11 protein-coding genes and 1 pseudogene are annotated in these 15,622 nt (G+C 62.6%); 1 reads left to right on the forward strand and 11 read right to left on the reverse strand.

From position 1 onward, the window contains the following. Window positions 1-904: 904 nt before the first annotated feature. On the reverse strand, window positions 905-3,811 hold the full coding sequence (locus tag LOY51_RS13045) for a hypothetical protein (RefSeq protein WP_258646487.1): 2,907 nt from the start codon (window positions 3,809-3,811) through the stop codon (window positions 905-907). A gap of 362 nt (window positions 3,812-4,173) precedes the next feature. Between LOY51_RS13045 and LOY51_RS13050 the strand changes: the two genes are divergently transcribed. Next, window positions 4,174-4,725, forward strand: coding sequence for an ATP-dependent Clp protease proteolytic subunit (locus LOY51_RS13050; RefSeq protein WP_125858574.1), 552 nt, complete (start codon window positions 4,174-4,176; stop codon window positions 4,723-4,725). A gap of 133 nt (window positions 4,726-4,858) precedes the next feature. Here the strand turns inward: LOY51_RS13050 and paaZ are convergent, their stop codons facing one another. The 10 genes and pseudogenes from paaZ to paaK form a co-directional block, all read right to left on the reverse strand. Then, window positions 4,859-6,922: a phenylacetic acid degradation bifunctional protein PaaZ gene (paaZ, locus tag LOY51_RS13055; protein WP_258646489.1), complete on the reverse strand. Its 2,064-nt coding sequence runs from the start codon at window positions 6,920-6,922 to the stop codon at window positions 4,859-4,861. A gap of 36 nt (window positions 6,923-6,958) precedes the next feature. After that, complete coding sequence (locus LOY51_RS13060) at window positions 6,959-8,191, reverse strand: OprD family porin (protein WP_125858576.1); 1,233 nt, start codon at window positions 8,189-8,191, stop codon at window positions 6,959-6,961. A gap of 36 nt (window positions 8,192-8,227) precedes the next feature. After that, window positions 8,228-9,796: pseudogene (locus tag LOY51_RS13065) on the reverse strand (cation acetate symporter); the annotation flags it as partial. Next, window positions 9,787-10,095 carry a DUF485 domain-containing protein gene (locus tag LOY51_RS13070; RefSeq protein ID WP_110993846.1) on the reverse strand — a complete coding sequence of 103 codons (309 nt, stop codon included), beginning with the start codon at window positions 10,093-10,095 and terminating at the stop codon, window positions 9,787-9,789. The pseudogene LOY51_RS13065 and the gene LOY51_RS13070, both read right to left, overlap by 10 nt. A 200-nt stretch (window positions 10,096-10,295) precedes the next feature. Then, entirely contained in the window at window positions 10,296-11,372 is a 1,077-nt protein-coding gene (gene paaE, locus LOY51_RS13075; RefSeq protein WP_125858578.1) for a 1,2-phenylacetyl-CoA epoxidase subunit PaaE, read from the reverse strand. Between the two features lie 15 nt (window positions 11,373-11,387). Beyond that, on the reverse strand, window positions 11,388-11,912 hold the full coding sequence (paaD, locus tag LOY51_RS13080) for a 1,2-phenylacetyl-CoA epoxidase subunit PaaD (RefSeq protein WP_125858579.1): 525 nt from the start codon (window positions 11,910-11,912) through the stop codon (window positions 11,388-11,390). Further along, complete coding sequence (gene paaC, locus LOY51_RS13085; RefSeq protein WP_258646494.1) at window positions 11,899-12,657, reverse strand: 1,2-phenylacetyl-CoA epoxidase subunit PaaC; 759 nt, start codon at window positions 12,655-12,657, stop codon at window positions 11,899-11,901. The genes paaD and paaC overlap by 14 nt, the downstream gene beginning before the upstream one ends. Before the next feature lie 8 nt (window positions 12,658-12,665). Continuing rightward, the gene (gene paaB / locus LOY51_RS13090; RefSeq protein WP_023631078.1) at window positions 12,666-12,947 is read right to left on the reverse strand and encodes a 1,2-phenylacetyl-CoA epoxidase subunit PaaB; all 282 of its coding nucleotides are present in this window, start codon (window positions 12,945-12,947) and stop codon (window positions 12,666-12,668) included. 26 nt (window positions 12,948-12,973) lie between these two features. After that, window positions 12,974-13,963, reverse strand: coding sequence for a 1,2-phenylacetyl-CoA epoxidase subunit PaaA (gene paaA / locus LOY51_RS13095; protein ID WP_125464038.1), 990 nt, complete (start codon window positions 13,961-13,963; stop codon window positions 12,974-12,976). Window positions 13,964-14,230: 267 nt separating this feature from the next. Beyond that, the gene (paaK, locus tag LOY51_RS13100; RefSeq protein ID WP_110993880.1) at window positions 14,231-15,550 is read right to left on the reverse strand and encodes a phenylacetate--CoA ligase PaaK; all 1,320 of its coding nucleotides are present in this window, start codon (window positions 15,548-15,550) and stop codon (window positions 14,231-14,233) included. Window positions 15,551-15,622: the final 72 nt, after the last annotated feature.

Raw genomic sequence — 15,622 nt, forward strand, 5'->3', positions numbered from 1 at the left:
TGATTGCCAGTACTTAATGCACGGCTAGTGGAGGTGCATAGTATTTCCTTCGATCAACCTATGCGAATGTGCGGGAGAAGCCGTAATCCACTGGGTAGGTGTAAGTGGGGTTGACCGTAAGGCAATACTGGACTCCACGTCCTTCAGAAAGACGAAGCACGGTTCATGGTCGGTGTTCCAGTCCCAGGGCATGGTTTCGTCGAATAGGCCGAGCACTTAGAATGCATCATCATGCCGGTCGCACTGTAGGCAGCAAGCTTACGAACTCTTCGGGCGTGACTGTCCCACCCGTTTTGGGTTTGGCTGTCAGAGTGTTCATGATTTGCTGATTGCCACTGTTGTAGGCGCCATCGCTACTCGAAATCACTTCGAACGTGAATTCGCTTAGCCAGTCTGTGACGTTCTCAAGTTGCATACCCATGGTCTGTCTCCACTGATTGATAAACCAGAGACAGGGTAAAAGGTCCTACAGGATAAAACAGATGGGAAAATTTCCTGGTGATCCGGCCTGACTGCTCGGTGCGGCAGGCACACACTCTCCAGGTAGGCAAAAAACCATGCGTGGAAAGGTCCCGCGAGTCAATACAGGGCTGAGGGCGTCCGGCACATTACAATCGTACCAACAGCCGGTGGGGTCATGGGTAATGTTAGGCTCTGTAGGAAAAGCCTTGATACTCGGTGATGCTGCGTTGAAAACAGCCTCGGAATGCTCATTTACAACCCGTAATGTCGAGCGCGACTCCGACCACTCCTCGGCTGTTTTCGCCTTGCCTGACCTACGTCTCAGAACTTTGCATACAGACCCTCGTCGCTCAGGATGTTCGAGGGGGCGCACAAGCGCGGCAGGTTTATTGGTGGCGTATTGCACCTGCGCCACGGAATTGGCAACCCCTGCGAAGTACGATTAACGCCCCTTGAGAGAAATCGAATTGGTACCGCTGTTGCTGTAACCTGCAGGGCCGATAGTAAAGGGATGAACATTTCCATACTGGTCAATAAGATTGATGTCCAAGGAACGTGTGTATTCTGCGCCGTGGTCATTGTGGTCTTTCATTATCATTCGGCTGGCGTACATAACACCAGATTTTTTATTAACCGTCGCATAATAGAACCAAAAACCGTTATCACCAAAGTTTACAGACCTTTCCTTGTCGCGCTTAAAGTAAGTAGATCGGTTCGTTTTTCTGTCGCCAATATAGTCATAAACAAACACGTTGTCGTTGGGCGTACTGTAGACAATGTAATAAGGGTGAGCGGCATCGCTAAATTTGAATTCATACAGATCCACATCCCAGTCGCTACTGCCATCGAGGTCTATTCTTTTCCCATCTATCTGTCTGTCGGTAATTCGGTAGTTTTTTTGAGCGGGCATGATTACTGCCCGGCTGTTGGATTTTCCCGCCACCGTGCGCCCGCCTTCGGCAACTTGTGGGTCACAAGTGTGATAAACAGTATTGCCGATTTGCAGGCGTGCACCGACTTGCAGGTTTTCTGCTTTTTGGGTTTTGATCCAGAAACGAATGTTGTCCGCGGCAGGCCCGATACTGGTATCTGGCGCCAGTGTCGAAGGGTAGTAGCTAAACAGTTCATCGACCTCGCTGCGTTGCTGGCTGTAGTCATAGCCCAAGGTTTTCAGGTTGGCGAGATCCGCGTACCTGACGAGCGTGATCTGTTTAGCCAGCTCACCCAGGTCGATATTGGAACCCTGCTGATTGGTGGCTTGGATTTTGATATCGACATAGGTTTGCTGATAACCATTGTTATATAGCCGACACGGGGTGTCATGCTGGCCAAGGCCTACGCCCATGACCTGGAAATGGGTAATGTTGGCGACCGCCTGGTTGTTTGGCTGTTGCTGCTGGTTGTTGCTTAGCAACGTCAGACGAGGAAGCCGTTCGGCGCACTGATAGTCGCTGTTGAAACCGACCATTAGCTGATGACGGTTGCCGTAGAGGTCAAATGCAGTCAGCGCGCAGGGGCCGGTGTTTTGGCTGCCTGGGTTTCGGGGGATTTCATCGTCCGTTTGCACCACGAACACGATGGTTCCGGCCGGGCAATGTTCCAATTGGGCGACCCTGCGCGCGCGGAAACCCTGGCCTGGGTCGATGTTGTCGTTGTGGTGCACTGTCCTGCTGCCGGGGAGGGCAACACCGACATGCGCGGTCAGTTTGGGATGGGTGCCCAACAGCAGCATGCCCTGATCGGCTGGGGTGTCGAAGGTGGCGTAGGAAAACGCTACATGCGCGAGGCGTAGCTCATATTCATTGAGCACGCGGTGCGGGTTTGCACTGTGGCTCTTTGAGCACACAAGGCGCCAGTGGTAGTCCGATGTGCTGTAATGCGGAGGTTCAACCGCCTCCAGATTGACACTGCCTGCAGTCAGGCACTGCGATCCGGGCACGTCCGAGAACTGTTGAATGCTGCCCGACAGGTTCAGCGTGGTGGCACCTTCGGCGGTGGTTTGGATGTAGTAAGTCTTTTGTCGGCTGACGAGGCCGCTGGCCAGGCGTGGGGCGGAGGGTTCTTCCACCCAGGCTGGCAGGTAATGGAAGCGATCATCGCGCGCCGTGGAATACCACCAGTCGCTGGCATCGCCCTCTGAGCTCAATAGCGTCCAGGTGCCGTCTGGTTGTTCGATCACGAGCGCCGTCGAGTCCATCTGGGCCTGGGTAATGGTCTGACCCTGTGCGGCCAAGACGCTCAGGGTCACTTCGATCTGCTGAAGGCCATTGTTGTAAGCACGGCGGCTGCTGGAGCTGACGCTAATATCGAAACCGGCTAGCCAGGCGTCGGCAGGGAGCTGATTCTGGATGGTCAGTGCCAGGTGCGCGCGCCTGTACTCGGGGAGGCCTTCGTCTTCGAAGGCCACGGATATCTCGTGCACATTGCCGTTGTTGTCGAGGGCGCGCAGCTTGCAGGGCCGGTCGTATTGATGGTGCGGTTTGGCAGTGCTCAAGTCGTTGTCGCCCTGCACGACCACTACGATTGCTCCATTCGTGGAGGTAATGGCTTTATCTCTTCTGCGTATTCTGAAGTTTTGCGAAAACTCGAAGGACGGATGATATTTCACGCTCTGATTGTTGGGCAGTGCAAAACCCACGTTCGTGGCAAAGGCATCATCCTGATCGGCGGACTGCCACTTCAGCATCCCGTCGGTGTGCGTGACGTTGCCAATAGGGTCCAACAAATCGGCACTGACAAACGACCCTCGCCTTGGGCTGAGGCGATGTTCATTTATATAGCGCGCACCATCCTCCCAGTTGCCTTCGGACGCCGCCAGGTTCCACTGATAATCATCGGGGAACTGGAAGTCGGGTCGTCTGATCGAGCGCAAGGAGACGCTGGAGAGGAAGTTGTTTTCAGTGCGATAGTGGTTGCCGTCCTTGTCTGTAATCTGGGCATGGAGGACCAGCACGCGATTGGCTGCGGCACGGGTCTGGATGTAAATGGTCTTGCTCAACAACGGCGAAGGTTGGCTGGTAACACTGGATAGGCCGTTGCCTTGGTCATTCGTACGCTGTTGGGTTTGCCCATCATGAAAATCGAATCGTTCATCCAGGGTTGTTGTCCAGCCCCAGGTGACATCGTCATCCATCGTTGGAAGTACGCGGTAGCTGCCATCACCCAGTAGTTCGACGGGCACCAGCGTTTCCAGGTCGTCATCGGTGATCACAGCACCCTCACTGGCCTGCACCCTCATAACAACCATTATTTGCTGGTTGCCATTGTTGTAGGCGGCATCGCTGACAGCACCCAGTTCTATCTTGAAGGTACTGAGCCAATGAGAAGGGTCGTTGACAAGTGCTCGCATGACTTACTCCGGATCTCAACAAAGAGTGACCTGATCATAGGAGTCGATGCTTGGCCGCGCACCTGACAAAAATAACAGGTCGCCCACCTCATGCTGGACGCTAAGGCTGAAGGTATCTCACCTGCGAGCAATCAGATCTTCTACAGCCGGGAGCACTTCATTCCAGCAGGTAGGCGAGGGCGACATCCGCCATCAGCATACCGATCAGCCGTAGCCCGCCAGTACCTACCGTAGCGACCGGCAGCTAACGCGAAGGGTTTAGCGCAATTGACCGGCAGGGTCATGGAACTTTGCCCCTGCCTTGAGCCTCCACCGCTAGCAGGACATCGCGCAGGATCAGCCACCCAGCACGGGAGCCCCCTATGGCCAGGCACATCATCCATTACACCGGCCCCATCAACTCGTCCACCTGCGGCAACCTGATCAACACCTGCTCGCGCGCCCTGCAACAAGGCGCCGAGCTGCTGCAGTTGAACATCGCCACCATGGGTGGGGAGTGCAGTTATGGCTTCACCCTGTACAACTTCCTGCGCAGCCTGCCGGTGCCGGTGCATACCCACAACCTCGGCACGGTGGAGTCGATGGGCAACATCATCTTCCTTGCCGGCAGCCACCGTACCGCCTGTGCGCTGAGCAAGTTCCTGTTCCATCCGTTCCACTGGACCTTGCACGGCTCGGTGGATCATGCGCGCATGGCCGAGTACGCCATGAGCCTGGACTACGACCTGCGGCTGTATGAGCAGATTGTTGTCGAGCGCACCGAGGGCGCCAGCGAGGCACTGGATGTGCCGCGCTATCTGATGGCTTATCCACGCATCCTGGGGCCGGAAGAAGCATTGCGCTGCGGGCTGATCCAGGCCATCGACGACTTGCCGATGGCAGCGGACAGCACGCAGTGGAGTGTGCATGCGTGAGTTGGCGTCTGTCTGGATAAGGTGCATGGCGACAGGTTTGCAGCGCCCTCAAGATCGAGCGCCGCGCGGGCGGCGCTCGATCTGATAGGCGCTGCAAAACCACCGGCGAACACCTGGTGGCCTTCACCCACCCTCAAACCAAGCAACCCACCCGCTTCACCACCAACGTCAAAATGTCATAGCTCGCCACCAGCTCCCCATCCTGGTTGGTCACCTCCACATCCCAAGCCACCACCCCTTGCGGTTGCCCCTGTGGGCTGGTCTTGCCCTGGTCGATCTTGCGCTTGCAGGTCAACCGCGCCTGGATGGTGTCGCCAATCCCCACCGGCGTAATGAAACGCAGGGTATCCAGGCCATAGTTGGCCAGCACCGGCCCTTCACCTGGCGAAACGAACAGCCCGGCCGCCGCCGACAGCACGAAATAGCCGTGGGCGATGCGCTTGCCGAACTGCGACTGCTTCGCCGCGATCTCGTCGAAGTGCATGTAGAAATGATCACCTGACAGGCAGCCGAAGTTGACCAGGTCGGCCTCGGTCACCGTGCGGCGGTGGGTAAGCAACGATTCACCGATGCGCAGGTCATCGAAGTGGCGGCGGAACGGGTGCACCTCGGTTTCGATCACCTCGGCGCCGCGTACGTATTCGCCGGTCACCGCCATCAGCATGCTCGGCGAACCCTGTACCGCGGCGCGTTGCAGGTAGTGCTTGACCGCGCGCAGGCCACCCAGCTCTTCACCGCCGCCCGCGCGGCCCGGGCCGCCGTGCTTGAGCTGCGGCAGCGGCGAGCCGTGGCCGGTGGATTCCTTGGCCGCTTCGCTGTCGAGCACCAGCAGGCGCCCGTGCCAGGCAGCAGCGGCCGGGATGGCCTTGGCGGCCACCGTGCGATCGGCGGTTACCAGAGTCGCCACCAGGCTGCCCTTGCCACGGGCCGCCAGGGCCAGGGCTTCGTCGAGGTCGTCGTAGGCCATCAGCGTGCTGACCGGGCCGAACGCTTCGATATCGTGGGCGCCACCCTCGGCGTGCGGGGCGCGTGCCAGCAACAGGGTCGGGGCGAAGAACGCGCCTTCGGCCACGCCGTCACCCACCGGGGTGAAGCCATCGCTGGCGCCCAGCAGCTGGTCGCAGCTGTCCAGCAGCATGCGTACGCGCTCACCGACATCGCGCTGCTGCTCGTGGGAAGCCAGGGCGCCCATGCGCACGCCTTCGACCGACGGATCACCGACCACCACTTTGCGCAGCCGTTCGCGCAGACGAGTGGCCACGGCATCGATGTGCCTGGCGGGGACGATGGCGCGGCGGATCGCCGTGCATTTCTGCCCGGCCTTGGTGGTCATCTCCCGCGCCACTTCCTTGATGAACAGCTCGAATTCTTCGCTGTCGGGGCTCACGTCCGGGCCGAGGATGGCGCAGTTGAGCGAGTCGGCTTCGGCGTTGAACGGCACCGAATGGCGCACCAGGTTCGGCGTGACGCGCAGCTTGGCGGCGGTGTCGGCGGAGCCGGTGAAGGTCACCAGGTCCTGGCCCTGCAGGCGTTCGAGCAGATCGCCGGTGCTGCCGATCACCAGTTGCAGGCTGCCGGCCGGCAGCAGCCCGGACTCGTTCATCAGGCGCACCACGGCTTCGGTCAGATAGCTGGTGGAGGTGGCCGGCTTGACGATGCACGGCATGCCGGCGAGGAAGGTCGGGGCGAACTTCTCCAGCATCCCCCAGATCGGGAAGTTGAAGGCGTTGATGTGCACGGCCACGCCGGTGCGTGGCACCAGGATATGGCTGCCGGCGAAGTGGCCTTGCTTGCCCAGGGGGATCGCAGGGCCCTCATGCACCAGGTTGCCCGACGGCAGCTCGCGGCGGCCCATGCTCGAATAGGCGAACAGCGTTGCATTGCCGCCCTCGATATCGATCCAGCTGTCGGCGCGGGTGGCGCCTGAGTGGCGGGACAAGGCGTAGAGCTGTTCCTTGCGTTCGGCCAGGTACAGCGCCAGAGCTTTGAGGCGCGCGGCGCGTTGCTGGAAGTCCATGGCCAGCAGGGTTTGCAGGCCCTGGGCACGGGCGAAGTCGAGCGCTTCAGCGAAGTCCGGGCGTTCTTCGTGGCTGTAGGCCAGGACGTGGCCGTCGAGGGCGCTGCGCAAGGCCTGGGCGCCGTGCTGGCCGATCCAGCGGCCGGCGATGAAGCTTTGCAGGGTAGGGGCGGCGGACATGCTGTTCTCCATACTGTTCTGATAGACAGGGCGCGCTTACCAGAGCGCCAGGGTGTAGCCGATGATCAGGCGGTTCTCGTCCACGGCATTGGTCAGGCCATTGCCGGAACGGAAGGTAACGTTGCGCCAGCGCAGGCTGACGTCCTTGAGCGGGCCGCTCTGGATGACGTAGGTGATGTCGGTGTCGCGTTCACGCTCGCGGCCATTGCTGACGGTGGCGGTCTCGGCATGGCGGCCGTCGGTGTAGCGGGTCATGAAGCTCAGCCCGGGGATGCCCATGGCCACGAAGTCGTAGTCGTAGCGCAGCTGCCAGGAGTCGAGCCCGGCACGGGTGAAGGTGTTGTAGGTGACCAGGTTGACGGTGTACGGATCGCCGCCGTTGAGGAACGGGAACGCGCTGTCGCCGGACATCTGCTGCCAGGTGGCGGTGAATTTGTGCGCTTTCACGCCGAGGGTGAACATGGCGTTGAAGTTGCGGTTGTCGATGCGCCCGGCGCGCTCGGCGCCATCGCCGCGGCTGTCGAAGTAGCGCAGGTCGCTGCGCAGGCTCACACCCTCGGCCAGCGGTTGGGTGTGCAGCAGGCCGACATACTGCTGGCGGTAGATCTCTTCGAGCTTGGCGTAGTAGTAGCTGACGCTGGTCTGCGGGGTGAAGGCGTAGCTGCCGCCACCAAAGTCGAAGTGATCGCTGGTGGCGGCGCCATAGCCGATATCGTCGCGCCCGGAGGAATCACGCAGGTTGGCCTTGGTCAGGCGCCCGCCGTTGAAGGTCAGGCCGTCCAGCTCCTGGCTGGTCAGCAGGCCGCCCTGGAAAGTCGAGGCCAGCAGGCGGGTGTCGTTGTACACCACCACCGGCAGGATCGGCTGCAGGGTGCCCAGGCGCAGGGTGCTCTTGGACACCCGCAGCTTGCCGGTCAGGCCCAGCTCGCTGTAGTCGTCCACCGGTTCCTTGCTGTCGGGGCCGAACGGCAGCAGGCCGGTACCGCGCCGGTCGCGGCTGGAGTCGAGCTTGATGCCCAGTTGGCCCATGGCATCCACCCCGACGCCGACCGGGCCGTCGGTAAAGCCCGACTCGAAGCGAGCGGTAAAACCCTGGCCCCATTCCTCGGCCTTGTTCTGTGGCGCGTTGTCCTGGCGGAAGTCGCGGTTGATGTAGTGGTTGCGCAGCTCGACGCGCGCGTGGCTGTCGCCGATGAAGTCCGCCAGGGCCGGCAAGGGCAGGGCGAGTGTGGCCAGCCAGGCGGCCGAGGTGAGGCGTGTGCGGCTCATTGTTGTGGTCCCCGTCGTTCTTATTTTTATTTGTGGTCAGTGCTTGCTGGCGCCGGCGGCGCCGATACCGGTCATGGAGCGGATGAACTGCGCCAGGTAGCGGCCACGTTCGTCCTCGGCGCGTTGCGAGCTGTCGGTGACCGAGAAGGCCCAGGCGCCGAGGAACGCCAGCGACATGGAGAACAGCGCCGGGTTGCTGTAGGGGAACAGTGCGTGCTCGTTGTGCAGTACGTTGACCCACACCGCCGGGCCCAGCACCACCAGCACGATCGCCGAGACCAGCCCGGCCAGGCTGCCGCCCACCGCACCGCGGGTGGTCAGGCCTTTCCAGAACATCGACAGCAGCAGCACCGGGAAATTGACCGAGGCGGCCACCGCCAGTACCAGGCCGGAAAGGAACGCGATGTTCTGCGATTCGAACATCAGGCCCAGCAGCACCGCGAACAGGCCGATCACCAGGGTGGCGATACGCGACACGCGCATTTCCTGCTGCTCGCTGGCCTGGCCTTTGCGCATGACGCAGGCATACAGGTCGTGGGACACGGCCGAGGCACCGGACAATGCCAGGCCGGCAACCACGGCCAGGATGGTGGCGAAGGCCACTGCCGAGATGAAGCCGAGGAACAGGTTGCCGCCCACCGCCTGCGCCAGGTGCACCGCGACCATGTTGCCGCCGCCGATGATCGCGCCTGCGGCATCGCGGTAGGACGGTTCGGTGCCGACCATGACGATGGCGCCAAAGCCGATGACGATCAGCAGCAGGTAGAAGTAGCCGATGAAGCCGGTGGCGTAGAACACGCTCTTGCGCGCTTCCTTGGCGTCGCTGACGGTGAAGAAGCGCATCAGGATATGCGGCAGCCCGGCAGTGCCGAACATCATCCCCAGGCCCAGTGAAATCGCATCCACCGGATTGGACAGCAGCGCCCCCGGCGCCATGATCGCCTGGCCCTTGGCATGTACGGCCACGGCGCTGGCGAACATCGCCTCGGTGCTGAAACCGAAGTGCTTGAGCACCATGAAGGCCATGAAGCTGGTGCCCGACAGCAGCATCACTGCCTTGATGATCTGCACCCAGGTGGTGGCGAGCATGCCGCCGAAGGTCACGTACAGCACCATCAGCACGCCGACCAGCATCACTGCGTACAGGTAGCTGATGCCGAACAGCAGCTCGATCAGCTTGCCGGCGCCGACCATCTGCGCCACCAGGTACAGCAGCGCCACGGTCAGGGTGCCGAACGCCGAGGTGATGCGCACCGGGCCCTGGGCCAGGCGGTAGGAGACCACGTCGGCGAAGGTGTACTTGCCCAGGTTGCGCAGGCGCTCGGCGATCAGGAACAGGATGATCGGCCAGCCGGCCAGTACGCCCAGGGCGTAGAGCAGGCCGTCGTAGCCGTTCATGAACATCATCGCCGAGATGCCCAGGAAGGACGCGGCGCTGATCATGTCGCCGGCGATCGCCAGGCCGTTCTGCATGCCGCTGAGGCCACCGCCGGCGGTGTAGAAGTCACTGGCCGAGCGGGTGCGCAGCGCCGCCCAGCGGGTGACCAGCAGGGTGAAGCAGACGAACACCAGGAACATCGAGATGGCGGTCCAGTTCATCGTGCGCACTCCTGCTTGACCTTGTCGTTGAGTGGGTCGAGCACGGTGTTGGCGCGATGGGTGTAGATCCCGGTGAGGGCGAATGACAGCAGCACCATCAGCACCCCGACCAGCATGCCGACACTGGTCACCCCGCCGCTGAGGGACTGGCCGAGCACGCCAGGGGCGAAGGCCACCAGCAGGACGAAGCCGTAGTAGGCGGCGAGCATGGTCAAGGTCAGCGTGCCGTTGAGGCGGCGCTTGCGCTTGATCAACTGCTGGAAGTCGGGATGGTTGTTGATGCTCTCGAGGTGTTCGGGGGTCATGGCTGGCGTTCTCTCTGGTTGTTGTAATTGTTTTTTCAGGTCACGCGGGTGTTGCGGGTATCGGGGTTGGCTTCTTCGCGGGTAAACCCGCTCCCACAGGTTTGTCGGTGCCTTCAGGTTCAGCACTGATCTTTCGGTGCCTTCGGGGTCAGCACGAATCCTGTGGGAGCGGGTTTACCCGCCAAGCAGGCAACGCGGTGTCAAAGCTGGTCGAAATCGAGCACCACCTTGTCGCTCAAGGGGTAGGTCTGGCACGACAGCACGTAGCCGGCGGCCACTTCGTAGTCTTCCAGGGCATGGTTGCTGTCCATCTCCACCTCGCCCTCGATCACCTTGCACTTGCAGGTCGAGCACACCCCGGCCTTGCACGAGTAGGGCAGCTCGGCGCCGATGGCGTTGCCGGCATCGAGCACGCTGCGGGTGTTGCGCGGCAGGTCGAAGGCCAGGGCGCGGCCATCGCTGATCACCGTCACATGGCTGACCGCCGAATCCAGCTCACGCGCCGCCTCGCGGGCTTCGCGACGGGCTTCGCTGCCGGCGGCGGCGAACAGTTCGTAGTGGATGCGCGCGTTGTCCATGCCGTTGGCCCGCAGGCTGTCGCGCACGGTCTCGGTCATGGCCTGGGGGCCGCAGATGAACGCGGCGTCGAGCTGCTTCACATCCAGCCAGCGGGAGAACAGCTGGCCGCACTTGTCGGCGTCGATGCGGCCGTTGTACAGATCGACGTCCTGTTGCTCGCGGCTGAACACGAAGATCAGGTTGAGGCGGTCCAGGTATTGGTTCTTCAGGTCTTCCAGGCGGTCGCGGAACAGCGCGCTGTTGCTGGCGCGGTTGCCGTACAGCAGGGTGAAACGGCTGTGCGGCTCGCTGGCCAGCGTGGTGGCGACCAGCGAGAGGATCGGGGTGATGCCACTGCCGGCGGCGACGCCCAGGTAATGACCGTGGCGCGATGGGTCCAACGGCACGAAGAAGTTGCCCGATGGCGGCATCACCTCCAGTTGCTGGCCCGCCTTGAGCACTTCGTTGGCGAAAGCCGAGAAGCGCCCGCCGGGCACGCGCTTGACCGCCACGCGCAGCTCGCCATCCTGCACGGCGCTGCAGATTGAATAGGAGCGGCGCACTTCCTCGTCATCGAGATGGGTGCGCATGACCAGGTACTGGCCCTGGGTGAAACGGAACGCTTCCTGCAGATGTGCGGGCACGTCGAAGGCGATGGACACCGCGTCGCGGGTTTCCTGGCGCACTTGCTTGATGGTCAGGCTGTGAAACGGGCTCATGGCGTTCTCCACGGCTCAAAGGCATTTGAAATAGTCGAACGGCTCCAGGCACGCGCGGCAGCGGTACAGCGCCTTGCAGGCGGTGGAGCCGAACTGGCTGAGCAGTTCGGTATGGGCGCTGCCGCACTGCGGGCAGCACACGTTGGGCGTGCTGCCGCGCAGGCTGGCGCTGCCCGCGGGTGGGGCGATGCCATAGGCGCGCAGGCGCTCACGGCCTTGCGCACTGATCCAGTCGGTGCTCCAGGCCGGCATCAGCCGGCGCTCAAGTGCGGGCTCGGCGAAGCCGGCCTGCTCCAGGGCCTGGCGGATGTCGCCCTCGATCACCTCGGTGGCCGGGCAGCCGGAGTAGGTCGGGGTGACCACCAGGTGCAGGTGGCCGGCGCGCCAGTCGAGGTCGCGCACGATCCCCAGGTCGACCACGCTGACCACCGGCACTTCCGGGTCCATCACCTCGGCCAGCACCGCCCAGGCATGGGCCAGGTCACCGTGCTGCTGGGCCCGGGCGCCGCGATCGCCGGCGATCAGCTCACCAGGTTGCATCGGGGTAGGCTCGCGGCAGGAATTGCATCTCGGCCAGCAGCAGGCCCAGGTGTTCGGTGTGCAGGCCCTTGCGCCCGTCCAGGTAGAAGTGGCTGGCGGCCTTGGGCAGCGGCAGGTCGACCGAGGCGAAGATGGTCGTGACGGTGTTCAGCCAGTGCTGGGCGATGTGTGTCGGGTCGGCGGCGATACCGGCCTGGGCCAGCTGGACTTCGCCATCGTTGGCGACGCTCAATTCGACCGTGAAGCGCCACAGTGCCGGTATGGCTTCGAGCATGCGTCGGCGGCTCTCTTCAGTGCCGCCACCCAGGCGTTGCACCCATTCGCCGGAGCGGCGCAGGTGATAGGTGACTTCTTTCAGGGCCTTGGCGGCGATGCCAGCGATGCGTTCATCGCTGGAGGCCGTCAGCCCTTCAAGGGTGGCGTGGTGCCAGGCGTCGTAAAGGAACTGCTTGAGCATAGTGACGGCGTAGTCGCCGTTGGGTTGCTCGACCAGCAGCAGGTTGCGATAGGCGCGCTCGTCGCGGCGGTACGCCAGGGCATCGGCATCGCGGCCGTCATCGGCTAGTTCAGCGGCGTAGTCCAGCCAGTTGCGCGCCTGGCCCACCAGGTCGAGGCCGACGTTCATCAGCGCCAGTTCTTCTTCCAGCGCCGGGGCCTTGCCGCACCACTCGCACAGGCGCTGGCCCTGGACCAGGGCGCTGTCGCCGAGCAGCAGCAGGTATTGGATGAGTGCTTGCTTGTGCATGGCGGGCCTCACATGTGTCCGACTTCGGCGGGCAGCTCGTAGAAGCTGGCGTGGCGGTAGACCTTGTCGTCCGCCGGGGCGAACAGCGGGTCTTTCTCGTCGGGCGAGGAGGCGGTGATCAGCGCCGAGGGCACCACCCACAGGCTCACGCCCTCGCTGCGGCGGGTGTACAGCTCGCGGGCGTTCTCGATGGCCATGGCGGCGTCGGCGGCATGCACGCTGCCGACGTGCTTGTGGTTCAGGCCGTGCTTGCTGCGCACGAATACTTCGTAGAGGGTCCAGTCAGACATGCTCGATCTCCGCATCGATGGCCGCTTCAGGCGGCGTTCTTGTTCTGTTGTTTGCGTGCGTAGGCCACGGCGGCCTCGCGTACCCAGGCGCCGTCTTCGATGGCCTTGCGGCGGGTGGCGACGCGTTCCTGGTTGCACGGGCCGTTGCCCTTGATCACTTCGTAGAACTCGTCCCACTGGATTTCACCGAAGTCGTAGTGACCGCGTTCGGCGTTCCACTTGAGTTCAGGGTCGGGGGCGGTGCAGCCAAGCAGCTCCAGCTGCGGCACGGTCTGGTCGATGAAGCGCTGGCGCAGTTCGTCGTTGGTCTGGCGCTTGATCTTCCAGGCCATCGACTGGGCGCTGTTGGGCGAGTGTTCGTCGCTGGGGCCGAACATCATCAGTGCCGGCCACCACAAGCGATTGATGGCGTCCTGGACCATGTCGCGCTGGGCCTGGGTGCCGTGGCGCATCATGGTCAGCAGCAGCTCGTAGCCCTGGCGCTGGTGGAAGCTCTCTTCCTTGCAGATGCGCACCATGGCGCGGGAGTAGGGGCCGTAGGAGGTGCGCTGCAGCACCACCTGGTTGACGATCGCGGCGCCGTCCACCAGCCAGCCCACCGCGCCCATGTCGGCCCAGCTGAGGGTGGGGTAGTTGAAGATGCTCGAGTATTTGGCCTTGCCGCTGTGCAGCTTGGCGATCTCTTCGTCGCGGTCGGCGCCGAGGGTTTCCATGGCGCTGTACAGGTACAGGCCGTGGCCGGCTTCGTCCTGGATCTTGGCCATCAACTGCAGCTTGCGCTTGAGCGACGGGGCGCGGGTGACCCAATTGCCCTCGGGGAGCATGCCGACGATCTCGGAGTGGGCGTGCTGGGAAATCTGGCGGATAAGGGTCTGGCGGTAGGCGTCGGGCATCCAGTTCTTGGCTTCGATCTTTATCTCGGCGTCGATCTTTTCCTGGAAGGCGCGCTCTTCAGGCGACATCTCTTCCAGCGACTTGAGGCGTTTGACGCCGGTTTCTACGAGCTGTGCGTACATGTTCGGGCTCCCGGTGGTGGGCGGCTTGGGGCGTGGGGTATTTATAAGCGATACAAAACACAACATCAAACAGTATTTGATGTATCAAATAAGATTTGTGTATCGCATTGGAATCAGATCGCGGGGCAAGCCCGCTCCCACGCCATGGATTGCCCCAAGAAGCTGGATGCCAATCCAAACCTGTGGGAGCGGGCTTGCCCCGCGATGGCGTTTTTATGGCGAAAAAAAGCCCCGGACCATGCCGGGGCTCTAGGGACAGCTGCCGAGTCAGCTGGCCAAACGCTTGTCGTACACGTGGCAAGCCTTGCCCTCGGAACGCTTCAGCGCCCCGCACGGCTGCAGGTGCACCTGGGTGCTGATGCCGATATAGGTCTTGATCTGTTTCGCCAGCTCACCCACCACCTGCTTGCGCTGACCTTCATCCAGGTACTGGCTGTCAGCGCGCAATTCCACATGCACCTCGACGCTGTCGAGGTTGCCGTTGCGATACAGATGAATCTCATACAGCTCTGAAAGCTGTTTTATTTTCAGCACCTGCTCTTCGATCTGCGTGGGGAACACGTTGACCCCGCGGATGATCAGCATGTCGTCGCTGCGCCCGGTGATCTTGCCGATGCGCCGCATCGGCCGGGCGGTGCCAGGCAGCAGGCGGGTGAGGTCGCGGGTGCGGTAGCGCACCATCGGCAGCGCCTCCTTGCTCAACGAGGTGAACACCAGCTCGCCGAGCTGGCCGTCCGGCAGCACGGCGCCGGTCACCGGGTCGATGATCTCGGGGTAGAAGTGGTCTTCCCAGATGGTCGGGCCGTCCTTGGTCTCGATGCACTCCATGGCAACGCCCGGGCCCATGATTTCCGACAGGCCATAGATGTCCAGGGCGTCGATGCCCAGGCGCTGCTCGATGGAGCGGCGCAGTTCATCGGTCCAGGGCTCGGCGCCGAAGATGCCCAGGCGCAGCTTGAGGTCGTCGGGGGCAATGCCCTGGCGCTCGATCTCGTCGGCCAGGTTGAGCATGTACGACGGCGTGACCATGATGATGTCGGGCTGGAAGTCGCGGATCAGCTGCACCTGCTTTTCGGTCTGGCCGCCAGACATGGGGATCACCGTGCAGCCCAGGCGCTCGGCGCCGTAGTGGGCGCCGAGGCCGCCGGTGAACAGGCCGTAGCCGTAGGAGACATGCACCTTGTCGCCTTTGCGCCCGCCGGCGGCGCGGATCGAGCGCGCCACCACGTTGGCCCAGGTGTCGATGTCGTTCTGGGTGTAGCCGACCACGGTCGGCTTGCCGGTGGTGCCGCTGGACGCATGCAGGCGCACCACCTGGTCCTGGGGCACGGCGAACATGCCGTAGGGGTAGTTGTCGCGCAGGTCGTTCTTGCCGGTGAAGGGGAACTTGGCCAGGTCGTCCAGTGTGTGCAGGTCGTCCGGGTGGGCGCCGCAGGCGTCGAAACGCTGGCGGTACAAAGGAACGTTCTGGTAGGCGTGCAGCAGGCTCCAACGCAGGCGCTCCAGCTGGTGCTGGCGCAGCGCGTCGAGGCTGGCGGTTTCCATCGGGTCGAGCAGGGCGCGTTCGGCTTTGGCGTAGTGGTTCATGGTTTCACTCGAATTGTTCTTGTCGTGGGCCGGGGCCCTGAGTGTCATGGGGGCAGCATACTGCCCGCGTTG

The sequence above is a fragment of the Pseudomonas sichuanensis genome (genome assembly GCF_024749065.1).
Lineage (GTDB): Bacteria > Pseudomonadota > Gammaproteobacteria > Pseudomonadales > Pseudomonadaceae > Aquipseudomonas > Aquipseudomonas sichuanensis.